General features: G+C 67.2%; 21 protein-coding genes and 1 pseudogene. 13 read left to right on the top strand and 9 right to left on the bottom strand.

Annotated elements, in window-relative coordinates; all coding sequences use genetic code 11:
- Positions 1-74 precede the first annotated feature (74 nt).
- On the bottom strand, positions 75-830 hold the full coding sequence (locus QE388_RS17535; RefSeq protein WP_307386788.1) for a glutamine amidotransferase: 756 nt from the start codon (positions 828-830) through the stop codon (positions 75-77).
- A gap of 68 nt (positions 831-898) precedes the next feature.
- Here QE388_RS17535 and QE388_RS17530 point away from each other — a divergent pair, with 68 nt between their 5' ends.
- The 5 genes from QE388_RS17530 (at position 899) to QE388_RS17510 (ending at position 4,251) form a co-directional block, all read left to right on the top strand.
- Positions 899-1,126 (top strand): hypothetical protein, encoded by a 228-nt coding sequence (locus QE388_RS17530; protein ID WP_058596033.1) that lies wholly within the window; start codon positions 899-901, stop codon positions 1,124-1,126.
- The gene (locus QE388_RS17525) at positions 1,123-1,767 is read left to right on the top strand and encodes a CYTH domain-containing protein (RefSeq protein ID WP_307386786.1); all 645 of its coding nucleotides are present in this window, start codon (positions 1,123-1,125) and stop codon (positions 1,765-1,767) included. The genes QE388_RS17530 and QE388_RS17525 overlap by 4 nt, the downstream gene beginning before the upstream one ends.
- Positions 1,768-2,172: 405 nt before the next feature.
- Entirely contained in the window at positions 2,173-2,949 is a 777-nt protein-coding gene (locus QE388_RS17520; RefSeq protein WP_307386784.1) for a YfbU family protein, read from the top strand.
- Positions 2,950-3,067: 118 nt separating this feature from the next.
- Positions 3,068-3,994, top strand: a complete 927-nt coding sequence (locus QE388_RS17515) for an Abi family protein (RefSeq protein WP_307386782.1) — start codon at positions 3,068-3,070, stop codon at positions 3,992-3,994.
- Between the two features lie 38 nt (positions 3,995-4,032).
- Positions 4,033-4,251: a hypothetical protein gene (locus QE388_RS17510; RefSeq protein WP_307386780.1), complete on the top strand. Its 219-nt coding sequence runs from the start codon at positions 4,033-4,035 to the stop codon at positions 4,249-4,251.
- Between the two features lie 339 nt (positions 4,252-4,590).
- Here QE388_RS17510 and QE388_RS17505 read toward each other — a convergent pair whose 3' ends face one another.
- The 6 genes from QE388_RS17505 to QE388_RS17480 form a co-directional block, all read right to left on the bottom strand.
- Positions 4,591-6,408, bottom strand: a complete 1,818-nt coding sequence (locus QE388_RS17505) for an ATP-dependent endonuclease (protein ID WP_307386778.1) — start codon at positions 6,406-6,408, stop codon at positions 4,591-4,593.
- A 152-nt stretch (positions 6,409-6,560) separates the two neighbouring features.
- Entirely contained in the window at positions 6,561-7,001 is a 441-nt protein-coding gene (locus QE388_RS17500) for a hypothetical protein (RefSeq protein ID WP_307386776.1), read from the bottom strand.
- A complete protein-coding gene (locus QE388_RS17495) occupies positions 6,998-8,170 on the bottom strand; it encodes a hypothetical protein (RefSeq protein WP_307386774.1) in 1,173 nt (390 codons plus the stop codon). The genes QE388_RS17500 and QE388_RS17495 overlap by 4 nt, the downstream gene beginning before the upstream one ends.
- A 10-nt stretch (positions 8,171-8,180) precedes the next feature.
- On the bottom strand, positions 8,181-9,812 hold the full coding sequence (locus QE388_RS17490; RefSeq protein WP_307386772.1) for a DUF6119 family protein: 1,632 nt from the start codon (positions 9,810-9,812) through the stop codon (positions 8,181-8,183).
- Between the two features lie 416 nt (positions 9,813-10,228).
- Positions 10,229-11,626, bottom strand: a complete 1,398-nt coding sequence (gene lpdA / locus QE388_RS17485) for a dihydrolipoyl dehydrogenase (protein WP_307386770.1) — start codon at positions 11,624-11,626, stop codon at positions 10,229-10,231.
- 9 nt (positions 11,627-11,635) lie between these two features.
- Entirely contained in the window at positions 11,636-12,283 is a 648-nt protein-coding gene (locus QE388_RS17480; protein WP_307386768.1) for a copper resistance CopC family protein, read from the bottom strand.
- A 356-nt stretch (positions 12,284-12,639) separates the two neighbouring features.
- On the opposite strand from QE388_RS17480, the gene QE388_RS17475 reads away from it, so the two are divergent.
- The 3 genes from QE388_RS17475 (at position 12,640) to QE388_RS17465 (ending at position 14,462) form a co-directional block, all read left to right on the top strand.
- Complete coding sequence (locus QE388_RS17475) at positions 12,640-13,134, top strand: FHA domain-containing protein (protein WP_058596047.1); 495 nt, start codon at positions 12,640-12,642, stop codon at positions 13,132-13,134.
- Entirely contained in the window at positions 13,134-13,820 is a 687-nt protein-coding gene (locus QE388_RS17470; RefSeq protein ID WP_275798195.1) for a MerR family transcriptional regulator, read from the top strand. Before QE388_RS17475 ends, QE388_RS17470 begins: the two co-directional genes overlap by 1 nt.
- Positions 13,821-13,916: 96 nt before the next feature.
- Entirely contained in the window at positions 13,917-14,462 is a 546-nt protein-coding gene (locus tag QE388_RS17465; RefSeq protein ID WP_013583216.1) for a MerR family transcriptional regulator, read from the top strand.
- 285 nt (positions 14,463-14,747) lie between these two features.
- Here QE388_RS17465 and QE388_RS17460 read toward each other — a convergent pair whose 3' ends face one another.
- Positions 14,748-15,560: a ParA family protein gene (locus QE388_RS17460; protein WP_275798199.1), complete on the bottom strand. Its 813-nt coding sequence runs from the start codon at positions 15,558-15,560 to the stop codon at positions 14,748-14,750.
- A 68-nt stretch (positions 15,561-15,628) separates the two neighbouring features.
- Between QE388_RS17460 and QE388_RS17455 the strand changes: the two are divergent.
- The 3 genes and pseudogenes from QE388_RS17455 to QE388_RS17445 all read left to right on the top strand — a co-directional run bounded on the left by QE388_RS17455 (position 15,629) and on the right by QE388_RS17445 (position 22,187).
- Positions 15,629-19,037: pseudogene (locus QE388_RS17455) on the top strand (pyruvate carboxylase).
- Between the two features lie 46 nt (positions 19,038-19,083).
- Positions 19,084-21,699 (top strand): MinD/ParA family protein, encoded by a 2,616-nt coding sequence (locus tag QE388_RS17450; protein WP_307386766.1) that lies wholly within the window; start codon positions 19,084-19,086, stop codon positions 21,697-21,699.
- Positions 21,696-22,187, top strand: coding sequence for a peptide deformylase (locus tag QE388_RS17445; RefSeq protein ID WP_058596025.1), 492 nt, complete (start codon positions 21,696-21,698; stop codon positions 22,185-22,187). The genes QE388_RS17450 and QE388_RS17445 overlap by 4 nt, the downstream gene beginning before the upstream one ends.
- A 143-nt stretch (positions 22,188-22,330) precedes the next feature.
- Here QE388_RS17445 and QE388_RS17440 read toward each other — a convergent pair whose 3' ends face one another.
- Entirely contained in the window at positions 22,331-24,157 is a 1,827-nt protein-coding gene (locus QE388_RS17440; RefSeq protein ID WP_307386764.1) for a long-chain fatty acid--CoA ligase, read from the bottom strand.
- Between the two features lie 155 nt (positions 24,158-24,312).
- Between QE388_RS17440 and QE388_RS17435 the strand changes: the two genes are divergently transcribed.
- Together QE388_RS17435 and QE388_RS17430 are read left to right on the top strand one after the other, a co-directional pair.
- A complete protein-coding gene (locus QE388_RS17435) occupies positions 24,313-25,248 on the top strand; it encodes an ROK family glucokinase (protein WP_307386762.1) in 936 nt (311 codons plus the stop codon).
- 2 nt (positions 25,249-25,250) lie between these two features.
- Entirely contained in the window at positions 25,251-25,964 is a 714-nt protein-coding gene (locus QE388_RS17430) for a 1-acyl-sn-glycerol-3-phosphate acyltransferase (RefSeq protein WP_058596022.1), read from the top strand.
- The last annotated feature ends 2 nt before the right edge of the window (positions 25,965-25,966 follow it).

Below are 25,966 nucleotides of genomic sequence, written 5' to 3'. Positions count from 1 at the left end.
CATGGCCCCTGACTGGCCGTCCTGCCACCGCACCCGGTGAGAACATCCTCCCGGGACCACCACCCGGACGCCCGTCAGCGCGCGTAGCGCTCCACGAACGTGCGGAGCAGGCGCGACGGAGCGTGGACGGGAGCGCGCCGCACCGCCGCGAGCGTGAGGTCGAGCTCGTCGGCGGCGAAGTATCCGAACGCGGCGTACGCGTGGATGCGCGTGACGATCCCGTCGACGTCGAGCTCGGGGTGGAACTGCGTCGCGTAGACGTTCTCGCCCACCCGGAACATCTGCACCGGGCACGTCGGCGACGATGCCAGCAGGGTCGCCCGCGACGGCAGCGTCGTGATGGCCTCCTTGTGGCCGACGAACGCCGCGAAGGTCCGGGGCATCCCGGCGGCGAGGGGATCCGCGCGACCGGCGTCGGTCAGGGTCACGTCGACCACGCTGATCGGTTCCGCGTAGGTGCCGTCGATGTCGGCATCCAGGTAGGTCCCCAGCGTCCCCACGCCGTAGCACGCGCCCAGGAAGGGGAGATCGCGCGCGACCACGTCGTCGACGAGCGCGGCCATCTCGGCCTCGACCCGACGTTGGACCGCCGACTTCTTCTCGAGAGGGTCCGACGCGTTGAACGGGCTGCCGCCGACGAGGATGCCCGAGATCTCGTCGAGGTCGAGGTCGGGCATGGCGTCGCGCTCCAGACGGACGCGCAGCAGCCGCTCGGGCGGGAGACCGGTGTAGCGCAGGAAGAGGGCGTACTCCTCGTCGGCCGGGCGGTCTTCGGCGCGGGTGGCGAGCAGGACGAACGGTCGCTCCCCGGGCAGGTCCGTCGTCGTCACCCGAGCGATTCTAGGCCAGCCCTGTCAAGGTGCCCGGCGGTGTCGGAGGGGCGGTCTACGCTGACGACATGGCTATTGCACGACTGACCGGAGGCCCGCTCGACGGGCAGGTGCTCCCGCTCGAGAACGAGTCCGACGACACGCTGATCATGCCCTACAGCGAGGGCCAGCTGGTCTACCGCCGCGAGGGTGGCCTCGAGCACACGGGCGAGTCCGACGGTCCCACCCAGGCCGTCTTCGCCTTCGTCGAAGAGACCGAAGACATCAACCCCGACGTCGACGGGCGCGACGATTGAGCGCAGGCTCCCACGGGGCCTCGAGCGTCGAGGTCGAGTCGAAGTACGACGTCGACGAGACCACCCCGCTTCCCGACTGGTCGGAGCTTCCCGGCGTCGCGCGCGTCGGCGAGCCCGAGCCGCGTGACCTCGACGCGCGGTATCTCGACACCCCCGCGGCCGATCTCGCTCGCGCGGGCGTCGCGGTGCGGCGGCGCTTCGGAGGTCCCGACGCCGGGTGGCACGTGAAGGGTCCCGCGCGGGCCGGGGGACGCACCGAGACGCAGTGGCCCCTCGGTGCCGACGTCGATCCCGACGCCGAGCCGGTCGTGCCTCCGGCGGTTCAGGATGCCGTCGCCTCGATCGCCGCGCCGCCGTTCACGCCGCTCGCGCGGGTGCGGAATCACCGCACGGCGTATGCGCTCCTCGACGCCGACGGGGGAGAGGTCGCCGAGTTCGTCGATGATCGCGTCCGTGCGACGGACGAGCGTCGTGGCGTCGAATCCGCGTGGCGTGAGTGGGAGGTCGAGCTCGGCCCCGCCGGGCCGTCCGACGACGACGGTCGCGCGGCGTTCTTCGCCGCGGTCGACGCGGCGGTGTTCGCCTCGGGAGGTCGCCCCGCGGCATCCGGATCCAAGTTGGCCCGCACGCTCGGCCACTGAGAACCCGAGCCCCCATCCGGGGCAACGAAAACGAAAAGGCCCGCCGGGAGAACCGGACGGGCCTTTTCGTGTCGGCGATCAGAAGTTGATCTTCTGTGGTCCTTGTGTCCGTGCCCTATCCGCACGTCATCCGTGAGTACCGCGGAACGACGCGGACGTCTTGGGGCATCCGCGAGATTCCGCGGTTCTCGGCCCTGTCTCGGTTCCTCGGAGATGACGCGTCGAGATGACTGGGGATTGCTGCAGATCACTCGGGATTACTGGGCTAGAGCGTAGTCCAGCGCGTAGTTTTCTGAGCCCGCCGAGGACCCCTCGCAGGACCAGAAGGACGCGCGAGGGAGGCTGGGTAGATGAATATGTATGACGCGCGTATAGTAAGTGTCATACGAGCTTACGGGAGGGGTTATGGCTGTTTTGAACATCAGGGTCGAGGACTACGTTCGCGACATCCTGAAGGGCAAGGCGGATGACGAGGGGGTGACCATCAGTGAGTATGTTCGGGACCTGCTTATGGCTGCGATCATTCCGGTGGGGACGGCGGCGACTGTCGAGCATGGAGATGAGCCTGCGCCGGAGTCAATGAATCTGTTTGAGCGGCAGGTCCTCGCGGGGATTCATCGCATCCTGGCGCACGTGGTGCCGGAGAACGGCCATGACGAGGATTGTGACTTCGACTACCAGATCATGCGCGCGAAGATCCTCGAGGAGGGCTACACCGGGCAGTACTGGTTCACGACAGCAGGCTTCAGCACGGAACTGTCGAAGCGCGATTGCGAGCGCGTCGTCGATGTCCTCGATATGTTTCGGATCATCACCTACAGCGTCGAGCATCTCGCGGAAGCGGGTACGCCGATCGATGACGAGCTCCGCGAGGATCTTGAGTTCGCAGGCTTCGACCATAACGATGCCCTCGAAGGGCATATGGCGAGCTACGTTCGGTTCCTCATGAGCGACGAGCGTAAGTGGGAGGAACTCCGACCTCAGCTCGAGCGGCACGACAACGGGAACTCCCACGCGCGCATGCTCGGGGTGTATGACCGGATGCTGGCGGAGTACCGGCGCATCATGGACGGTCGGGAGCGCGGCTATCGGCGAGACAGCTACCTGCTGTCGCATGACGAACTCGTGCAGATCAAGGAGGCGCAGACGCACCCGTCGAACCGCCGGAAAGCGGAGGACTGACTGTGACATCTGGGGGAGGCGTCTCTGCATCGCGTCGTGGTATTCTTGCACCATCACGACCGGTTCCGCCTACCTCGGTAGGTCCAGGGCCGGTCTTCATTTTGCATGGACGGTCGGCATGCACGACGAGGTGAAGGCGTACCGAAGCTACGAGGATCAGGTTGCGCTACTCGCGGAACGTGGCATGGACGTTGGCGACCATGACGTTGCCGCCGGGGTCCTCCAGCGGATCAACTATTACCGCCTAAGTGGCTACTGGTATCCGTTTCGGCAGAAGACCCCGGATGGTCGCGGTGATGACTTCTACCCCGGTACTCGGTTGGAGGACGTTGTCGCTCTCTACGACTTTGACGCTCGACTTCGTGCTGCGACCTTCTCGGTGCTTGCGCCGATCGAGCTCGCGATCCGCGCGTTGCTGGGCCATGAGCTAGGACGGATTGATCCGCGCGCGCATCTCGAGCCGACGCTCCTCGGCCCGACCGCGCGCAACCGTGCTGGAGATCAGAGCGATTCGTACAGCCGTTGGCGCAGGAACTACGAAGCGGAACTCGGACAGTCGCGCGAGGACTTCGTCGCGCATCATCATCTCAAGTACGGTGGAACGCTTCCCGTGTGGGCTGCCGTTGAGTTGTTGGACTGGGGATCGCTGACCTACCTCTACGGTTACGCGCCACGAAGCGTTCAAGACGCGGTCGCTGATGCGTGCGGACTTCGCGCTCCGCAGCTGACGAGCTGGTTGAAGTCGCTGAACCTCGTACGGAACACGTGCGCTCATCACGGTCGGCTCTTCAACCGTGTCCACACGTTGACGCCGAAGCTACCCAGAGTCGGCGTCTATCCTGACCTTGACTCGGCGACGACCGAATGGAATCGTACATTCGGTCAGCTGACGCTCATCCAGTTCCTTCTTGACCGACTTGACCTCGGCAGGATGCGGATGCTGCCGGCTGTGGTGCAGACCTATCCGCACGTGACGCTGCTTCCTCTATCGCATCTGGGTGCAGGGCGCGACTGGCAGATCGCGAGTCGACTGTGGGCCATGTAGAAAGTGCGGCCGTGGCAACGTCGCGAGAGGATGGTGTCATGGCGCTTCCGGACCCTGCTTGCGTCCTCGGCTTCACCGAGCAGCAGCTCGCTCAGATCATGTTGGCCGACCTTGACGCCTACCGCGAGTGGGCCGTTGGCAAGACGCGAGGGCACTGCGAGGGACTGTCGGTTTGCACGGAGGCGCACGGTGAAATCCAATATGAGGACGACGTTCGCCGTCGTTTGCGTCAGATCATCAGCGGGGATCGGATTTGAACCTCCAAACGCCCGGTCACCGAATACACGTCTATCACGCTGCCCGGCGGCGCGTTACTAAAGGTGTCGGATCTGCTGCACGCCGACGTCGCGCTCAAGACCTTAATCGAGCACGTCCTACGTGTGACGCTCGTTGCCTTCCATGCCGGGGCGCGGATTCGCTATCGCCTCAAGTACGAGCCGGGCGAGGATGTCGGTCAGACCCGCGATGATCAAGAGCTCCTGGACGGTTCCCGAAAGTCTCAGAGGGCCCGACTACACATCGCTTCGCAGCGGAGAGCACGTGTGCCGCGAGGATCGTGCGCTCCTCCGGTACGGCGTGCAGTCGGCCTGCTCGGTTCAGAGTGGCGACCGCTCCTGCTCGGAGACGATGCCGCGCAGCCAGTCGTCCAGCGGGCGGAGCGCCCGGGGCACCGAGGAACGCGAACTCAGATGCTCCCGGAGCAGCACAACGGGTAGGTGCGGCTTGGCCTTCGCTGAGACTTTGCGGGTGGAGTTCCAGCCCTTGGAACCCATCCAGGACGCCAGGTCTTCCTTCCCCTGAGCGCCGGTCGCGAAGCGCTCCGACATCGCCTTGTCGATCTGCTTCTCGCCGATCGGCCCGAGCATCGCCGCGAGGCCCTGTTGTCCGATCGTGTCGAGAAGGAGACCCTCCAGATCCGACGACAGTACGAACGCGTCCCACGGCTGGAGCGCAGTGTTCAACTCGTGTTGCTGGGTCAGGGCAGCCGTCAGGCTCGTGACGTTCTCGTCTGCCAACTGGTGGATCGTCCGCAGCTCGTCCTGGGTCGGCCTGCGCTCCTTCGCCTTCAACATCTCGAGCAGCTTCCGCTTCCCGTTCCCGCCGGCCTTGTGGACGCCGTCCTTGTCGGTGACGACGTACGCGCGGACGCCGAATATCTGCGCGAGATGAAGGAGATGCGGGATCGTGTCGATGCTCGACGCCTCGATGACGGCGATGCCCATCGCGTAGTGGCCGCCGGAGCATCCGGTGATCCGTTCCAGCAGGTAGTCGATCACCAGCTTGTCGCCGTACCCCTCGACGATGACGACGGCGTTCGCGAACACGAGCTCGCTGTTGGTCGCATCGCAGTACCGAGTGAGGCGGCCTTCGTCGGCGGCGGAGAAGTCTCGGCGCTTGGCGGAGTACGTCATCCCGCTCGGGCTCAATGGCATCCGGACAATCCGGCTGACAGAGAAGGAGTCCACCAGCACTGGGCTGTGGGTGGTCACGAGGAGCTGCGCGTCCTTGGAGATGTCCCGGAGAATCTTCGCCATCGCACGCTGCGTCTGCGGATGGAGGAACGCTTCAGGTTCCTCGATGACAAACACGACCTTTCCCGACGACTGCTTGCTGCGCGACGCGACGTAGCGAAGGATGCCGAGCACCATCGCGGATTGGAAGCCAGTGCCGCGCTCCGCGATCGACACCTCGATCTCGTCGCGGCTCGTGATGACTGCCTGCTGCAGCATTCCCCGCAGGGCATGACGGGAGTCGGGCAGCTTGATCCCGAGCTCGCGTTCGCGGAACGGGAGCTCCGAGGCCACGGCTTCGACGGATTCGCTCAGCACTTTGTGGACGAGCGTCTCCACCGGTGCGATCACGTCCTCGAAGTCCTTCTGAAGCTGCGTCCGCCTCGAGCCGCCCGACCGCACGAGGACGCCCTCGAGCGTCTCGTAGAGCCGCACCAGCGACTGGTCGCGCTCGCTCTGGTCGGCTTCGCTGACGCGGACGGATGGGATCTTCACGAAGCTGAACGACTCCAGTACCCGCTCGTAGAATTCGCGTGCGCGGGTGGACTTGCGGCTCGTCTGGTAAGTGATGTTCCCAGCGCGCGAGCACAAGATCTTGATCGCGAAGACGCCCTTCGTGACGGCGTCCGCGAAGTACTCGGCCTCGTTCTCGTCGAGTCCGGTGAACTGCACCTGGATGCTCGACATCATCCGCGGACCGCCATGGACGTAATACTCGTGCAGAGGCTTCAGTCGCTGCAGGTCGTCCTTGCCCGGATCGGAGAAGAATGTCTCGAGAATGCGTAGAAGCGAGGATTTGCCAGCGTTGTTGGGCCCGGCGATGAGCTGCAATTGAGGATCGACTTCGATACTCAGGTGCTCGAATCCGAGGAATCGCTCGACGTCTACTCGGTCTATGTGCACTGCCTCAACCTATCGATGAGACCAGGACATTCGCCATTTTCCGTGCGTGGCGCAGGCAGGTTGCGGCACGATGCCCGTCTAAGGCGTCGAGCAACGGAGCAGAGAGCGAACCGCCGCCAAGTGCTACCTCTGATCTCGTTACCGTCGACCATCTACCATTCACCCGCTGTCCAGGCTTGGAACTCCTCCCTAGTGCGGGACTCGACGCGGAACTCGGCGGCTTTCGCGCGCACCGCGTTGTCATTCGACACGACTACCCAGGTCGGTCCCCAAAGGAGCGTGGCCGCTTCCTCGATGCCGTCGAGAGCGCAAGCAATGAGCATAGGGTCGGCAGCGCCCTTGTTCGCATAGAGGTTCACGAGTGCCGTGTCGTCGGCTGAGACGCTTGCCATCACCGCGCCGAGATGCTTCAGGACGTTCGCTGTCGTTGGATACTCGACGTCCTTGAACGAGGCAGCGTCAGGATAGCCCTCGGCTTCGTGGACGATCTCAGAAGGGAGGAAGCAGCGTTCGTGAAAGAATGCGCTCGCGCGCTGTGCCTGGGTTAGGTGTGAGAGGACGTTATTGTCGAGGAGGTATAGCTCTTCGTTCATCGGAGCGCTGCCTTCAGTTCGCCGAGGTCGCTAGGGGAGAGACGGTTTAGGCAGACAACACGGCAGAACTCGCGTTCTGAGAGCCGCCGTTCCTCGACAGCGCGGAGCATCCGTGCCGTGAGAGCGCGGCCGCTGTATTTCCGAATCGCGTTCACGGGCTTCGGGCGGCTGCGTGGGCCCGGCTTCGGGCGGGCTCGGAACTCGGTTTCGAGTTCTCCGAGGTAGTCGAGGCTACCTTCGACACTGAGCTTTCCGAGGCGCATTCCGCGCACTGCCATAGCGCTCGGAGTGACCTTGAAAACTTCCGCCGCGGACTTCACGGCGTCGAGGTTATCGAGGTTGACGGCTTGAAGTTCGTGGGAGGGCATGAGGATCTCGCCGACGATGTCGTACTCGCGACCGGCGTTCGGTGCGTTGCTGTTCGCGTCGTAGGTCACGGGAGCGAAGATTCCGCGCGCGACCAGCACAACCATGAGCATCAGGGTGAAGATTTGCCGGCCCGGGGGCTCTTGGAAGTCGCCGTGGTCGCCGCCGGTGAGAAAGATGTACGGCACCTTCGGATCCCGGACAGTCATGCCGCTGAAGTGCACGCCGTCGAGGATCTGCGGCATGTAGCCGCGCACGCTGCGTGAGACGAGGACCTGGTTGGCTTCCACGCGCTCGATGAGCATTTCGAGCGCGATTTCCTTCGTCCTTGCACGTCGGAGCTCATCGATATCGAGGCCGAGCGCGGCGACGAGCCTGTCCGCATCCTCACGCACGGTCGCGCTAGGTCGCCGCAGGAGTCCGACAACCTTGTTCTTGACAAGAGAGGGGTCATGCTTCTTCGCGAGTGACTGCTTTCGGAGAAGGTCCTTGATGATGAGCTCTACGTCCCGGAGCTTGATCGCGGTCCTCGTGTTGACCGTGAACGTGTCGGGAGCGACGCCCTGTAGCAGCTTCTCGGTCTTCGTCCGGACCTGGGTCTGGACGAGTGCGAGCGGGGCGAAGAACAGCGGGTGCGGCACCTCTGCTTTCCGTGCGAGTTCCAAGAGTTCGGTGTAACTGATCTCGTCCCGTTCGAGCGCACGATAATACGGAGCCCGACCGCTTACGACGGAGTTCTCGAGCAGCTCGACAAAGACCGCTCGATCGATCGGAATACGTTCGCCGTAGAGCAGCACATCCATGTCTAACCCCTCACGGATGTGCCGTGGGGGGGCTCACGGTTGTTACGTGCACCTGAACTCCCAGGTAGCGAAGCGCATCGAACTGCTTCACGAGGTTGACCTTGGTGAACGTGAACAGCGTGTCGACAGTGACGGGGTGCTCACTGCCGATCGCCAGGACCACTTCTTTGAGCTCGGCGTTCTTGACCGTGCCGCCGCTTTCCTCTTCGATCCGCGCGCGCCATGCGGCACGCGCGTTCTCGTCGCGGGCAAGGGCGTCGGTGGAGACGAGACCCTGCGCGAGAAGGTGACTCAAATCTGCAGAGCTTCGGCCGCGCTTGACATGAATCAAGATGCCTGGCGGAACGAACACATCGCACGGCTCAATACCGCCTCGCGAGTGCAGGGGAGTTGTGATCAGCTTGCGATCCAGGCAGTAGCCCGCCAGCGCCTTGGCTGTCTTCTGGTTGTACTTGTCCTCATACTCCGAGCCCCACGGTGGCAGCTGCAGTGATGCCGGCTCGGCGAGGATCTCATTCACCCGTGCGTCGATCCGCGCAAGGTACTGGTCATCCATCCGATACCAACTGCCGTCGTGCAGGCAGAAGCGCTGGTTACCGTCCTCGACCTCGAAAGCGAGCCAGCGGCGGAGGGGTACGGGGGTAGCCGCGAGCGTGTGCCCTTGGGGGTCGGCCTCACTGTGTAGCTCAACCCGGACGGCCTTCAGGCGGTCAAGAACCTCTTCGGCGGGGATTTCAGCGAACCAGGCGAGGACGTCGCTGATTTCTGGTGCCTGCTCTGAAACGCGCCGTTCACGGTCTCCGAAGCCGGTGACCTTGACGCTCATCACGGGCCCGTAGACGTCGAGGCGTTCATGTGGCCAAGCGATACCGAGGCGATGGGATCCGTTCACCTTGAGTGCTTCAACAAGCTTCTGATCCAACGCCGGCACTCGACTGTCCTTCGGCTTGAGCGCGATCAGTTGTTCGAGGCTCTCAAGACCCGGGAGGATTTGACGTAGGGAGAGTTCATGGAGCACTTCGAGGTCGGCCATCAGCCGCTCGGGTGATTTGGCGAGGGGGACATTCAAGGAGTCAGCGGCTCGGAGCTGGATCACCTTATCTCCGACGGTAAGGTCGGCGATGACGGCCTTAGCTTCGATTCGGGTGACGACCTCGCCGTACCCGTCGACGCCAAGGTCCCGAATGGTGCTGCCGTTCGGCATAGAGCTGCGATCGACGCGGGCGCGGTGATCAAGAATCGTTTTCGTCAGTGACTTCACCTCAGCGGGAAGCGCGGAACGGGCGACGATCCCGGCTCCGAAACCGAAGTCGATCTGCTCTGAATCCAGGAAGTGGAAACCAGTTCCCCACGTGACAGCCCAGACCACCTCGCCTGCATCTTGGATCAAGAGCGCGGCACCTGGGGAGCTGTTCGAGAGCGATACCGACTGACCGGTGAGGAGCTTCAGGTCCGTCGCCCACTTCGCCCTCGTGGTGATCGATCCCGCGACCAGCCGGGCGGGACGCTTCTCGATCACGAGGTCTGTGACGGTGAAATCGTCATCAGATTCTCGTCGGGATTCGGTCAGCGCCGTCTCGAGCGTGCCTCCCTCGAGCATCCTGTAGAGAGTCGTGCGCTTCGTCGCGGCGAGCTGGACCATATCCCTTGCTATCACGGGGTATGCCGGCCATCGCGGAACCACGCGACTCGAGCAGGGCGAGTCGCGCATCAAGCGCGGCCCACGGCTCCAGTATGACCGCGTCATCTGAGCCCGTGGGATCGTCTGGCGCTCGGTCTGAAAAGCCGCGCAGATAGCAGCTCGGTCGAGGTCCGAGATAGAAACCGAGAGTGGCGACACGGTAGCACTCAGAAGTCACAGGGCAGCGTCGCGAGAAAAAATGACCCCCGAGGCACTGCCTCGGGGGTCATTTTCGCGCCGCTCCGCGGATCGAAAGGTGGAATCCAGAGCGTAGCTTAGAGCGTAGTTCTCAGATTCTACTCTGGCCTCCGCTTCAAACAATTCCTGGTCAAGGGCCGAAACCGGAGGCCTGATGGGTCACAAGAACTTGCTGTATCTCAGAGGTTGATCATGTGCCCCACGAGACCGTGGAACGCCTCCTGAAGGCCCTCCGACAGCGTCGGGTGGGTGTGCACGTTGCGGGCCGCTTCGAGAGCGGTGAGGTCCCACTTCTGTGCGAGGGTCAGCTCAGGCAGGAGCTCGGAGACATCCGGACCGATGAGGTGGCCGCCGATGAGCTCGAGCGTCTCGGCGTCGGCGATGAGCTTGACGAAGCCCACGGGCTCGCCGAGGCCGTTCGCCTTGCCGTTGGCCGAGAAGGGGAACTTCGCGACCTTGATGTCGTGGCCGGCGTCGCGCGCCTGCTGCTCCGTGAGGCCGAAGGAGGCGACCTGCGGGTTGCAGAAGGTGGCGCGCGGCATGTTGCGGTAGTCGCCGAGGGTCTGGGTCTCGGCACCCGCGATGGTCTCGGCGGCGACGACGCCCTGCGCCTCGGCGACGTGGGCGAGCTGCAGCTTCGCGGTGACGTCGCCGATCGAGTAGATGTGCGGCACGTTGGTGCGCATGTGGTCGTCGATGTCGATCGCGCCGCGCTCGGTCAGCTTCACACCCGTGTTCTCGAGGCCGAAGCCCTCGACCTTGGGGGCGAAACCGATCGACATGAGCACGCGGTCGGCGTCGATGGAGCCCTGCGAGCCGTCCTTCGCGGTGTACGCGACGGTGACCTTGTCGCCGTGGTCGGTGACCGACTCGACCTTGGTCGAGGTGAGGATGTCGACGCCGTAGCCCTTGTACTGCTTCTGGATCTCCTTCGAGACCTCGGCGTCCTCGTTGGGGAGGGCGCGGTCGAGGAACTCGATGATCGTGACCTTCACGCCGTAGTTCGTCATGACGTAGGCGAACTCCATGCCGATCGCGCCGGCGCCGACGATGACGATCGAGGCGGGGAGTTCGCGGTTGAGGATCTGCTCCTCGTAGGTCACGACGTTCTCGCTCAGGGTGACGCCGGGAAGGAGGCGGACGGTCGACCCGGTGGCGATGATCACGTTGTCGAAGGTGACCTGCTCCTTGGAGCCGTCGGTCAGGGTCACGTCGAGCGTGTGGTCGGCGGCGAAGTATCCGCGGCCCTCGTACTCGGTGACCTTGTTCTTCTTCATCAGGTAGTGGATGCCCTTGACGTGGCCGGCCGCCACCGACCGCGAGCGGTCGAAGGCCTTGCCGAAGTCGAAGGTGACATCACCCGAGATGCCGAACAGGTCGGCCTTCGCGTGGAAGGTGTGCGCGAGGTCGGCGTTGCGCAGCAGCGCCTTGGAGGGGATGCAGCCCACGTTCAGGCACACACCGCCCCAGTACTTCTCTTCGACGATCGCGACCGACAGCCCGAGCTGCGCGCCGCGCACCGCAGCCACGTACCCGCCGGGACCCGCACCAAGAATGACCAGATCGTAATGAGGCATGAGGAAATCCTATCGTCCGGCGGTGCCCGTGGAACCGCCTCCCGACGACCCGCCCCGCCCTCTCGCGACGAAGAGCCACACGATCGCTCCGGCGACGATCACGAGCGCCACCACGAGGAGGATCCACGGCAGGGGAGACGCGCTCGACGTGGTCTCGGACGGTGTCGCCGTGGCATCCGGGGTCGCCGTCGCCGGGGCCGTCGTCGCCGACTCGGTCGGGGTCGCGGTGGGCGTCGACGTGGTCGCCGTCGGTGTGGGGGTCGCCGCGTTCACGGTGAACGAGAAGGTGCCGTCGATCGGGTGGCCGTCGCTCGAGACGACGCGCCACTTCACGGTGACGGCACCGGATGCCGAGCCCGCCAGCGTCTGCGTCACGTCGGTGCCCGAGACGACCGGCGTGCCTTCCGTGAGCGAGGCGCCGGAGGCGTCGGTGACCTCGACGACCGCCGTGCCCTGTTCGGTGAGGATGTCGGCGCTGTAGGTGAACGTGATCTGTTCCGGAAGCGCGTCGAGCACCGCGTCGGCGGGCGGGTCGGTCGACACCAGCTCGTCGTGGGCGAACGCGGGGCTCGCCGGGAGCACGAGAAGGGCGACGAGAGCGACCAGCAGGCTCGCGAAGAAGGCGGACACGCGATGGCGGGGTGCGGAAGATGTCACTCTTCGACCCTAACGACAGGCAAGACACGGGGCTCGCGCGCGTTCCCAGACGTGACGGACGCGCGGGGGACGACGAGAGGGTGGCGAGGTGAAAGAATTGGTGTTGTTCGACTGTCCGCGTTCAGCCTCGGCGCGCATCGTTTCACGGTGCGTCAGGGCGGAGCGGGGCAACGGACTCGACACGGCGGACGTGTGATCGGTAGGTTCGAGTGTCCCGTCGGGCGATCGGCACAACCCGAACAGCGATGCTCGGTGTCGAGACAACAGCACAGACGAAGCCCCCACCACGACCGCGCGAGGTCGATTCGACCGTTCACGTCGGATCGATCGGTGATGGTGAAGAAGAAGGAGAAGCCGTGGACGAGACACGCAGATTCGAGCGCGACGACATCCGTCGCGCGGCCGACGCCCCCGCGTCGGAGCGGTCGCACGACACGACGCAGACGTTCGGCCACGACGCCGATCTGTCCTTCGTCCCCTTCGGTGCCGACCTCAACGAGGCCGAACTGGAGGCGATCGACGCCCTGCCGTCGCGCGTCGCTCTCCTCATCGTCCGCTCGGGCCCGACGACCGGTGCACGCTACCTGCTCGACACCGACGTCACGACGGTCGGGCGTCACCCCGAGGCCGACATCTTCTTCGACGACGTCACGGTCTCGCGCCGTCACGCCGAGATCACGCGTTCGGGCACCTCGTTCGAGATCGTCGACCAGCGGTCGCTGAACGGCAGCTACGTCAACGGTGAGCGCGTCGACCGCTCGGTGCTCGCCAACGGCGCCGAGGTGCGCATCGGCAAGTTCCGTCTCAACTTCTTCGTCTCGCCCGTCGATCTGCCGCCGGCAGACAACTGATGGCGGCAGCCCCCGCCCGCGGTCGTCCGGCGGCCTCGGGGCTGCTGAGCATCGGCCAGGTGCTGGCGCGCCTCACGCCGGACTTCCCGGCGCTCACCTCGAGCAAGCTGCGCTTCCTCGAGGTGCAGGGCATCGTGTCGCCCACGCGGACCGAGTCGGGCTATCGCAAGTTCTCCGCGGCCGACCTCGAGCGGCTCCGCATGGCGCTGACGCTCCAGCGCGATCACTACCTTCCCCTCGCGGTGATCCGCGACTATCTCGCCGACCTCGACGCCGGGCGAAACCCCGCGCCGCCGACCTCGATGCCGTCGATGACCGCGACGCCCCGCCGCTATCGCCGCGACGAGCTGCTCGCGACGGCAGGAGCCGGCCCGCAGCTTCTCAACGACGCGATCAGCACCGGCGTGATCACGGCCGCCGAGTCGTATCCCGAGCAGACGGTCTCGCTCCTGCGTACCCTCGTCGCGCTCGATCGGCACGGCATCGAGCCGCGCCACGTGCGTTCTCTGCGCCAGAGCGCCGAGCGTGAGGCCGCCCTCGTCGAGTCCGCGCTGTCCGCGCTCCTGCGACGCCCCGACGCGGCATCCCGGGCCCGTGCGAGCGAACTCGCGCCCGAACTCGCCGCGCGTCTCGACGAGGTGCGGAGCCTCTTCGTGCGCGACGCGATCGACCGGATGCTGTCCTGAGCGCGACACGCCGAAGCGCTCCGACCGGATGTCATTGCCGCGGGCGCATGGCTGATCTAGCGTGGGGATATCGAGCCGATGAGGAGGGACGCGAGCATGACCGCTGGCGACACAGTCGGTGAACCCCGGTTCGCCACCGAGCTCCTCTTCACCGACGGTCTGCCCGAGATGGACGACGACACCGGATACCGCGGAGCGGTCGCCGCTCGCGCCGCCGGCATCACGTACCGTCAGCTCGACTACTGGGCTCGTACCGAGCTCGTCGTTCCCACCGTCCGCGGAGCGAGCGGTTCCGGATCGCAGCGTCTCTACGGCTTCCGCGACATCCTCGTGCTCAAGCTCGTCAAGCGCCTCCTCGACACCGGCATCTCGCTCCAGCAGATCCGCACGGCCGTCGACCAGCTCCGTGCCGCGGGCATCCGCGACCTCGCCGGAACGACGCTCATGAGCGACGGCGCCTCGGTGTACCTGTGCACCTCGAACGACGAGGTCATCGACCTCGTCAGCCGCGGTCAGGGCGTCTTCGGTATCGCCGTCGGCAAGGTCCTGCGCGAGGTCGAGTCGACTCTCGTCGACTTCGAGGCCGCGTCCGCCGACACGGTCGACGAACTCGCCGCGCGTCGCGCCGCACGCACGGCCTGACACCGACGATTTCTCGAACCCCGGGTGCCGTGGCATCCGGGGTTCTCCTTTGTGAAGCGTCCCGGGGTGGGGGAGCGGAGGTGGCTGAGCTTGTCGAAGCCACCGGTACCGCGACGGGCCTCGGGCCCTTCGACAGGCTCAGGGACCTGGGTCTGCCGCGCGCTTGAAACGGATGGCGGCCCTTCGACAGGCTCAGGGACCCGGGCCCGCGCCAGGGGCTCGGGCGCGAACGGAAGACGCCGCCCGACTGCGGGGCAGCGGAGCGGCGTCTGAGAGAAGCGTGAGTCAGGCCTGCGAGGCGTCGCCCTCGACCGGGATGCGACCGGTGCGGACGATCCGGTCCAGCAGTGCGTCGAAGTCGGCGGCGAGCTCTTGCGCCGAGTCTCCGGGCCACACGTGAAGCGGCTTCGCGGCACCCTGCGCCTGCTGGAGCGAGGTTCGCTCGGGCAGCTGCGGGTTGAGCACCAGCGGGCCGAACATGTCGCGCAGCTCCTTGATGCGGAACTGGTGCTCGATCGACTGCGGGCGCACGCGGTTGACGACCACGCCGAGGGGCTGCAGGCGGGGCGAGAGGCCGCGACGGATCTCTTCGATCGCGCGCAGGGCGCGGTCGGCGGCGGCGACGGAGAACAGACCCGGTTCGGTCACGACGATGACGCGGTCGCTCGCCGCCCACGCGGTGCGCGTGAGGGCATTGAGGGAGGGAGCGCAGTCGATGAGGACGAGGTCGTACTCGCTCTCGATGGTGGCGAGGGCCTCCTCGAGCTTCCACACGTCGCGGACGCTCGGATGCGGGCCGTCGAAGTTGATCGCCGAGGGGCTGCCGATGAGAACGTCGATCGTGCCCGGGTGGACCTTCGCCCACCCGCTGGTGGTGATGGCCTGGCGGACGACCTTCTCTTTCGGGTTCGCCAAGACATCGGCGATGTTGAGCCGGCCGGCGACCGAGATGTCCATGCCGGTCGACACGTCGGACTGGGGGTCGAGGTCGACGACAAGAGTGCGAACGCCACGTGCGAAGGCGGCGGAAGCCAGCCCGAGCGTCACGGTCGTCTTGCCGACCCCGCCTTTCAAAGAGCTGACGGAGAGTACGTGCACGAGGGTCTACGTTACCGTCCCCTAGGCTGTGAGCACATTCAGCTCCCCCAGCTTGACGTGAGGTGCGCATGTTCTCGAAGATCCTGGTCGCCAATCGCGGGGAGATCGCGATCCGCGCGTTCCGCGCCGCCTACGAGGTCGGTGCGCGCACGGTCGCGGTCTATTCGTACGAGGATCGCGCCTCGCTGCACCGCCTGAAGGCCGACGAGGCTTACCAGATCGGTGAGCGCGGTCACCCCGTCCGCGCGTACCTCGACGTCGACGAGATCATCCGGGTCGCTCGGGAGTGCGGAGCGGATGCCATCTACCCCGGCTACGGCTTCCTGTCCGAGAACCCGGAGCTCGCCGAGAAGGCGGCCGCGCACGGCATCACGTTCATCGGCCCACCTGCGAAGGTGCTCTCCATGGCGGGCAACAAGGTCACCGCGAAGGAGCACGCGATCGCCGCGGGCGTCCCGGTGCTCCGCTCGACGCCGGCCTCCGACGACATCGACGCGCTGCTGGCGCAGGCGGAAGAGATCGGGTTCCCGCTCTTCGCCAAGGCCGTCGCCGGCGGGGGGAGGCCGCGGCATGCGTCGCGTCGAGACGCTCGGCGAACTCGCCCCGGCCCTCGCCGAGGCGATGCGGGAGGCCCAGAGCGCGTTCGGCGACCCGCGCATGTTCCTCGAGCAGGCCGTGCAGCGCCCGCGTCACGTCGAGGTGCAGATCCTCGCGGATGCCACGGGCGAGACGGTCCACCTCTTCGAGCGCGACTGCTCGGTGCAGCGGCGCCACCAGAAGGTCATTGAGATCGCGCCGGCTCCGAACCTCGACGACGCGATCCGTCAGGATCTGCACCGCTACGCGGTCGCCTTCGCGCGGTCGATCGGCTACCAGAACGCGGGAACGGTCGAGTTCCTCCTCGAGACCGCGGGACCCCGAGCGGGAGAGGTGGTCTTCATCGAGATGAACCCCCGCATCCAGGTCGAGCACACGGTGACCGAGGAGGTTACCGACGTCGACCTCGTGCAGTCGCAGATGCGCATCGCCGCGGGGGCGACGCTCGCCGACCTGCACCTCGAGCAGGGCGACATCCACCTGCGTGGCGCTGCCCTCCAATGCCGCATCACGACGGAGGACCCGACGCAGGGCTTCCGCCCCGACACGGGCAAGATCACCACGTACCGCTCGCCCGGTGGTGCCGGCATCCGCCTCGACGGCGGCACGACGGCCGCGGGCTCGCAGGTCAGCCCGCACTTCGATTCGATGCTGTCGAAGCTGTCGTGCCGTGGGCGCGACTTCCCCGCGGCGGTCGCCCGAGCCCGCCGCGCGCTGGCGGAGTTCCGGATCCGCGGCGTCTCGACGAACATCCCGTTCCTGCAGGCCGTCCTCGACGATCCGGCCTTCGTCGCCGGCGACCTCAGCACCTCGTTCATCGACGAGCGTCCCGAGCTGCTGCGCGGGCGCGAGTCGAAGGACCGCGGCACCAAGATCCTGTCGTGGCTCGTCGACACGACCGTCAACCGTCCGAACGGTGAGAACCCGCTCTCCGTCGACCCGGGTGCCAAGCTCCCCGCGATCGACCTCGTGGCTCCGGCCCCCGCGGGATCGCGCCAGCGCCTGCAGGAGCTCGGTCCTGCGGGCTTCGCGAAGGCCCTGCGCGAGCAGACCGCCCTCGCGGTCACCGAGACCACCTTCCGCGACGCCCACCAGTCGCTGCTCGCGACCCGCGTCCGTACCCGCGATCTCGTGCGCGTGGCGCCGTACGTCGCCCGCATGACACCCGGTCTGCTCTCGGTCGAGGCGTGGGGAGGGGCGACCTACGACGTCGCTCTGCGCTTCCTCGGCGAAGACCCGTGGGAGCGGCTCGACGCGCTGCGCGAAGCCCTGCCGAACGTCGCGCTCCAGATGCTCCTCCGCGGCCGCAACACGGTCGGCTACACCCCGTACCCGACGGAGGTGACGGATGCCTTCGTTGCCGAGGCGGCGGCATCCGGAGTCGACATCTTTCGCATCTTCGACGCCCTCAACGACGTCTCGCAGATGCGTCCCGCGATCGACGCGGTGCTGAACACCGGCACCGCGGTCGCCGAGGTGGCCGTCTGCTACACCGGCGACCTGCTCGATCCGGCCGAGAAGCTGTACACGCTCGACTACTACCTGGCCCTGGCCGAGCAGATCGTCGACGCGGGAGCGCACATCCTCGCGATCAAAGACATGGCGGGTCTGCTCCGCCCGGCCGCGGCGGCGAAGCTCGTGTCGGCGCTGCGCGAGCGCTTCGACCTGCCGGTACACGTGCACACGCACGACACCGCGGGAGGACAGCTCGCGACCCTGCTGGCCGCCTCGGCGGCGGGGGCGGATGCCGTCGACGCGGCCGCCGCACCCATGGCGGGCACCACGAGCCAACCGTCGCTGTCCGCCCTTGTCGCAGCCCTCGCCCACACCGAGCGGGACACCGGGCTCGACCTGTCCGCGGTCAGCGACCTCGAGCCGTACTGGGAGGCCGTCCGCCACCTGTACCGTCCGTTCGAGTCGGGCCTCGCGGGTCCCACCGGTCGCGTGTACCGGCACGAGATCCCGGGCGGGCAGTTGTCGAACCTGCGGCAGCAGGCGATCGCCCTCGGCTTGGCCGACGACTTCGAACTCATCGAGGACATGTACGCGGCCGCGGACCGCATCCTCGGCCGGGTGCCCAAGGTCACGCCGTCGTCGAAGGTGGTGGGCGACCTCGCGCTGCATCTCGCGGCGGTCAAGGCCGACCCGGCGGACTTCGAGCAGAACCCGCAGAAGTACGACGTGCCCGACTCGGTCGTGTCGTTCATGGCGGGGGAGCTGGGCGACCTCCCCGGGGGCTGGCCCGAGCCGTTCCGCTCGAAGGTGCTCGCCGGGCGAGACGCGAAGATCGGGGTGACCCCGCTCACCGACGACGACGCGACGGCCCTGGCGGGGGAGTCCGCCGAGCGGCGCGCGCGCCTGAACCGGCTCCTGTTCCCGGGGCCCACCCGCACGTTCGAGGAAACCCGCGACGCCTACGGCGACCTCAGCGTGCTCGACACCGCCGACTACCTCTACGGGCTGCGCGCGGGCGGCGAGCACACGGTCGAGATCGAGCGCGGCGTCCAGCTGTTCGTGGGGCTCGAGGCGGTGGGCGAAGCCGACGACAAGGGCCTGCGCACCGTCATGACGACCCTGAACGGACAGCTCCGCCCCGTGTTCGTCCGGGACCGATCGATCGACGTCGAGGCCCGTCAGGCCGAGAAGGCCGACACCTCCAATCCCGGTCAGGTCGCCGCCCCGTTCTCGGGCGTGGTGACGCTGAAGGCGGCTCCGGGCGACCGTGTCGCGGCCGGTCAGGCCGTGGCATCCATCGAGGCGATGAAGATGGAGGCCGCGATCACCTCGCCCGTCGACGGGGTCGTCGAGCGGGTTGCGATCGCTAGCACACAGCAGGTGGAAGCGGGAGACCTTTTGCTGGTAATCCGCCCCGCGCAGTAACCTGGGAGGGGGCGCTTTCGCGCCCTCTTCCCGTTTGGAGACTGCAGTGACCCCCGACCGCACCGACGCGAACCCCGACGAGAACGCCGAGCACGGCGTCCTCGACGAGAGCGGGAATCTCGACACAGCCAGCATCACCATCCTCGGCGGACACATCGCGCAGGTCAGTGTCGACCTGCCCGTGACCTCCGACGAAGACGACATCGACGACGATGTGGTCGAAGATGAGGTGCCGGTCGACGAAGCCGAGATCCGCATGTTCGAGAACATCGGCTCCCCGTTCACCCTCGACAGCGGGGCTGAGGCGCCCGCTCTCACCCACGTTCCCGAGCCGCAGGTCGACCCGCGGCCGTCGGAGCACGACGACGCGCACGTGGAGCATCTCGCGACCGGTGACATCATCCTCGAACCCCATGACGACGCGGATGCCGAGAACGACGACGACCTCGAGGTGCACGACGCCGAGATCGTCGCTGAGTCGCCGACGGAGGAGTCCGACGAGCCTGTCGCGTCCGCCCCGCGCGACGAGGTGTTCGTTCCGGCGTTCGATGACGAGCGCGTCGAACCGCAGGTGATCCTGTCGACCGACGCGTTCGACCCGACGCCCGACCCGCAGCAGCTCGTGCTGTCGACCGACGTGTTCGAGCCGGAGGACGCGGGATCTCAGCCCGAGGGGGAGTTCGCCCCGGAGGACGCCTCCGACGACCTCGCCTCCGACGATGTCGCCTCGGACGACCTCTTTGTCGATGACCTCGCCGTCGAGAATGCCACCGTCGAAGAGCTCGCCGAGGATCTCGCTGATGATCTCGCCGCCGAGGACGCTTCCGACGAGGAGTTCGTCGCGCGGGAGCCCGCCGAGCAGGAGCCGGCCGAGTCGGAGGCTCCGGAGGCGGAGAACTCCGACAGCACGGAGACCGATCGCGCGGAGACCGAGCCGGCAGGGGTGGAGTTCGCGGAGGCGGAGTCCATCGAGGCCGCCCACGCCGACGGCTTCAACGCCGGGGACGAGGACGACCTCGAACCCGAGCACCTCGAACCGGAGCACCTCGAACCGGAGCACCTCGAACCGGAGCACCTCGAACACGAGCACTCGGACCTCGATCCGGCTGAGCCGGAGCGGGGTGAACGTGAGCACGACGACGCGGAGGTCGTCGACGTCGAGCCAGCGGCGGATGAGCTCGAGAACCCCGAGCTCGAGAACCCCGAGCTCGAGAACCCCGAGCTCGAGAACCCCGATTTCGAGAACCCCGAGCTCGAGACCGCCGAGTCCGAGACTGACGAACCCGCCACGGATGAGCCCGAACGGAACGAGGTCGACATGAGCGAGTCCGACGCGAGCCCAACCGAGGCGAACGCGGTTCCGGAGGCCGACGCCGCGCGAGCGGTCGCGGCCGACTCCCCGGAGCGCGATGATCTCGACGCCGAGCAGGCTTCCGGTGCCGTCCCGAGCGCGGAGACCGCGCCCGCCGCGGCTCCGGCCACCGGTGCGACCCCCACGACCAGCGCGGTCCCGATCACGACCGGCTCCGTCCCCCGCACCCGTGCGGAGCGCGCGGCGACGGGAACGATCGGCACCGTGCCCCTCACCCGGCGTGAGATCCACCAGGCAGATGAGGCGGCCCGCGTCGACCGCGCGCACGCGACCGAGCGCGTCCGGACCCCGGGTTCCGACCTGACGCTCGCGTCGAAGCGGCTGAGCTCGATCGACGACGCGCGAGAGAGCCCCGATCTGCTCACCGCCGACCGTCTCCTCGACCCGCGTCAGGTCGCCCGGCCCGAGCCCGAGGGGTTGTGGCAGCAACTCGTGTATTCGATGTCCGGTCACCGCATCAACCTCGGTGACGGCCGCCGCGCCCGCGAGCGCAAAGAGCTCGACCGTCGCATCGCCGCACCGCTTGCGGGAGGCGCCCGCTTCGTTCCGGTCCTCTCCCGCAAGGGCGGCGTGGGCAAGACCACGGTCACCTCGCTCCTGGGAATGGCGCTCGCCGACGCGAGAGACGACCGTGTCATCGCCGTCGACGCCAACCCCGACCGCGGGACGCTCGCGGACCGCGTGGGCCGACCGAACGGCCGCACGGTGCGAGATCTCGTGCGCGCGCACGACGAGGTCGACGGCTACCACGACGTGTCGTCGATCGTGGCTCGGGATGCCACGCGCCTCGACGTCCTGGCATCCGATTCCGATCCTCGGGTGTCCGAGGCTTTCAGCGACGACGACTACCGTCAGGTCGCCGACGTCGCCGCGCACTACTACTCGATCGTGCTGACCGACACCGGCACGGGCATCGTCCACTCGGTGATGGAGGCGACGCTCGAGCGCGCGGACTCCCTCGTCGTCGTGGCCGGACTGTCGGTCGACGAGGCGCGGCTGGCCTCCGAGACCCTGACCTGGCTCGAGACCAACGGCTACGCGGATCGCGTGCGCTCGGCCGTCGTGGTCCTGAACTCCGCTCGACCCGGCACGCCGCTCGTGCGCGAAAGCGAGCTCGAAGCGCACTTCCGCACGCGCGTGCAGACGGTCATCCGGATGCCGTACGACCCCCGGATCGCGGCCGGCAGTGCGATCTCGTTCCGCGATCTTCAGCCCGAGACCCGTCTGGCCGCCCGCGAACTGGCCGCGGCCGTCGTGGAGGGCCTGCGCGCCCCGGTGGCGGCAGCATGACCGTTCGGCCCATCCGCCTGTTCGGCGATCCGGTCCTGCGCGCGCCGAGCGCGACGATCGAGACGATCGACGACGGCATCCATGCGCTCGTCCGCGACCTCCTCGACACCGTCGAGCCCCCTGGGCGCGCCGGAGTCGCCGCCCCGCAGATCGGTGTGGGGCTGCGCGCGTTCAGCTACAACATCGACGGCGACATCGGTTACGTGCTGAACCCCGTGCTAGTCGAGACCCGCGGCGAGCCGCAGCTCGTGGGGGAGGGATGCCTCTCCGTCCCGGGGCTCTGGCACGAGGCGACGCGCTACCCGTGGGCGAAGGTCGTCGGCATCGATCTCGACGGCAACGAGGTCGTGCTCGAGGGCGAGGGCTTGCTGGCGCAAGCGCTCCAGCACGAGACCGACCACCTCGACGGCATGCTGTACCTCTCGCGTCTTCCCGCCGAGACACGGCGTGAAGCCATGCGCCAGATCCGCGAGAGCGACTGGTTCTGACCGGTCGACCCTGTCATGAGAGCAGGGGATGCCACGGGGACAGGCCGTTTCGTCGCGGACTCCCCTGTTCCCGCGGCATCCCCTGTTCTCGGCGCAGCGAAACGGCCCGGCCCCACGTGGGGACCGGGCCGTTCGTCGTCGCCTCAGGGCAGCGAGACGTTGGTGGTGTTGATCGGCACCGCGTAGATGTCTTCGATGGCGTCGGCGTAGTCCTTCACGATGACATTGCGCTTGATGCTCATCTTGGGGGTGAGATGCCCGCTGGCTTCGGTCCACTCGGTGGGCAGGATCGTGAACTTGCGGATCGACTCCGCGCGCGAGACGCGCGTGTTCGCGCGGTCGATCGCGCCCTGCACCTCGGCGCGCACCTTCTCGTTGGTCGCCGCGTCCGCGAGTGACATGTCGGCCGGCAGCCCGTTGTTCGCGAGCCACGTCGGCAGCATCTCGGGGTCGAGCGTCACCAGGGCCGAGATGAACGGCTTGTGGTCGCCGACCACGACGACCTGACCGACGATCGGGTTGGCGCGGATGGGGTCCTCGAGGGCCGCGGGGGCGACGTTCTTGCCGCCGGCGGTGACGATGATCTCCTTCTTGCGTCCGGTGATGGCGAGGAAGCCGTCGCTGTCGAACGCACCGATGTCGCCCGTCTTGAACCATTCGCCGTCGAAGGCCTCGGCCGTGGCTTCGGGGTTCTGCCAGTACTCGCGGAACACGTTCACCCCGCGCACCTGGATCTCGCCGTCGTCGGCGAGACGGATGCCGACACCCGGCAGGACGGGACCGACGGTGCCGATCTTCGATTTGGTGGCGAGGTTGACCGTCGCTGGGGCCGTCGTCTCGGTGAGGCCGTACCCCTCGAGGATCACGACGCCGAGGCTGCGGAAGAAGTGACCGAGACGGGGCCCCAGAGGAGCCGACCCCGACACCGCGTACACGACGCGTCCGCCCATGGCATCCCGAAGCTTCGAGTAGACGAGCTTGTCGAACAGGGCGAATTTGATCTTGAGCAGCAGCGGGATGGACTTCCCGTCCTGCAGACGTTGCGAATGCTCGATCGCGGCGTCGGCGGCGGCGCGGAAGATCTTGCCCTTGCCGCCTGCTTCGGCCTTCTGCTCGGCCGAGTTGTACACCTTCTCGAAGACGCGCGGGACGGCGAGGAGGAACGTGGGCTTGAACGTGCCGAGCGCGGGAAGGAGCTGCTTCGTGTCGGGCTGATGCCCGGTCTTGACACCCGCGTGCACGTTCAGCAGCGAGATGAAGCGCGCGAACACGTGCGCGGTCGTGATGAACAGCAGGGTCGAGGCCCCGGGCGTCTCGACGACCTCGTGCAGGGCCTTGGCCGAGTTGCGCGCGAGCTCCACGAAGTTGCTGTGCACGAGGACGCAGCCCTTGGGGCGACCGGTCGATCCGGAGGTGTAGATCAAAGTCGCCACGTCGGACGCCTTGGCGAGGTGGCGGCGGCGCTCGATCTCTTCGTCGGTGATGTGGGTGCCGTTCGCGACCAGGGCGTCGAGCGCACCCGTGTGCATCTCCCAGACCTCGCGCACGAGCGGGAGGTCGCTGCGCACCTCGTCGAGCCGTGCGGCGTGCTCGGCCGACTCCACCACGGCGGCGATCGCTCCCGAGTCCGAGACGATCCACGAGATCTGCGACGGCGAGCTCGTCTCGTAGACCGGCACCATGATCGCTCCGGCGTAGAACAGCGCGAAGTCGACGAGCGTCCAGTCGTACGTGGTGCGCGCGATGAACGCCACCTTCTCGCCGGGCTGGACTCCCGCCGCGACGAAGCCCTTGGCCAGCGCGATGACCTGCCGCTCGAATTCCGCGGCGGTGATGTCGCGCCATCCGTCGGCATCGGGCACGGCGAACAGCGGCCGGTCGGGGGTCGCCCGGACACGGTCGGCCAGCAGGTCGGACGCGTTGGCATCCGGGTCTGCTTCGACGACGGGGGGAAGGTCGAACTGGATCACGGCAACTCCTTCGGTACCGGAAAAATGTCGATCGGTGCATCGAGTCTATCCGGACGGTTTCGCCGGTCCGCGGCAGACGCCCGGTCCGGCATGTGTTCCACGGGGTGGCTAGACTTCTCCGGGCCGCGCCGGGTGGCAGGCCGGAGGGGAGCACGGTGCAGAACGTCGGCATCGACATCGGGGGTACCAAGATCGCGGGCGGCGTCGTCGCCGACGACGGAACGATCGTCGAGAAGCTCCGGGTGGACACCCCCATCGATCCCGCCGCACTGGTGGATGCCGTCGTCGACATGGCCGAGCACCTGCGCCGGACCCACGAGATCCACGCGATCGGTGTCGCGGCTGCCGGTTTCATCAGCTCGGACCGCAGCACCGTCATCTACGCCCCCAACATCGACTGGCGCAACGAACCGCTGCGCGCCCGCCTCGAGGATCGCCTCCACGCCCCGGTCACCATCGAGAACGACGCCAACGCGGCCGGCTGGGGCGAGTATCGCTTCGGGGCGGGCCGAGGCGTCCGCGACATGGTCATGCTGACCATGGGCACCGGCGTCGGCGGGGCGGTCGTCACCGACGGCGAACTGTTCCGCGGCGGTCACGGCATCGGCGCCGAGCTCGGTCACATGCGCTTCATCCGCGGCGGCCACCCGTGCGGGTGCGGACAGAACGGATGCCTCGAGCAGTACGCGTCCGGCCGCGCCCTGCAGCGCGAAGCGAACGCCATCGCCGACGAGGGTGGTGTCGGCGCTGCCCTGGCCGCCGTGCGCGACGAGAAGGGTGCCATCCCTGGTACCGCCATCTCGCGGTTGGTGCTCGCGGGCGACCCCGGGGCCCTCGAAGCCCTGCGCCGCGTCGCCACCGCGCTCGGCGAGGCCTGCGGAGGATTCCAGGCCGTGCTCGATCCGGAACTGTTCGTGATCGGCGGCGGCGTGGCGCAGCTCGGGGAAGATCTTCTCGCACCCGTGAAGCTCGCGTACGAGACCTCGCTCCCGGGGTACGGTGAACGTCCGGTGGCCGAGTTCACGATCGCGCGACTGGGCAATGACGCCGGCCTCATCGGCGTCGCAGACCTGGCGGGCAAGGAGCGCTGACGATGTTCTACTGGCTCATGAAGTACGTCGTGATCGGACCGGTCATCAAGGCCGTGTTCCGTCCGTGGCTCGTGGGTCGGCGGAACATCCCGCGCGAGGGCGCGGCGATCCTGGCGAGCAACCACCTGTCATTCTCCGACTCGATCTTCCTGCCCCTGATGATCGACCGGCGGATGGCGTTCCTGGCCAAGAGCGACTACTTCACGGGCAAGGGGCTGAAGGGCTGGGCCACGCGCCTGTTCTTCACGGCCACCGGCCAACTGCCGATCGATCGTTCCGGGGGCAAGGCATCTGAGGCGTCGCTGAACACGGGCCTCGGGGTCCTCGGTCGCGGGGAGCTCCTGGGCATCTATCCCGAGGGGACGCGCAGCCCCGACGGCACGCTCTACCGTGGCCGTACGGGCATCGCACGCATGGCGCTCGAAGCGCGAGTCCCGGTCATCCCGGTGGTCATGGTCGACACCGGTGCGGTCATGCCCATCGGCCAGCGATTGCCGCGCGTGGGACGCGTGGGCATCATCATCGGAGAGCCCCTCGACTTCTCTCGATTCGACGGCATGGAGGGGGACCGCTACATCCTGCGGTCCGTCACCGACGAGATCATGGTGGCCCTTCAGCGCCTCGGCGAGCAGCGGTACGAGGACGTCTACGCCTCGACGGTGAAGGACCGTCTGGCCACTGCCCGGGCGGCGAAGGCGCCCGCGTCGCGCCACTAGAC

Source organism: Microbacterium sp. SORGH_AS_0969 (genome assembly GCF_030818255.1).
In the GTDB taxonomy this organism is placed as follows: Bacteria; Actinomycetota; Actinomycetes; order Actinomycetales; family Microbacteriaceae; genus Microbacterium.
This window is presented reverse-complemented; position numbering and strand designations above follow the sequence as displayed.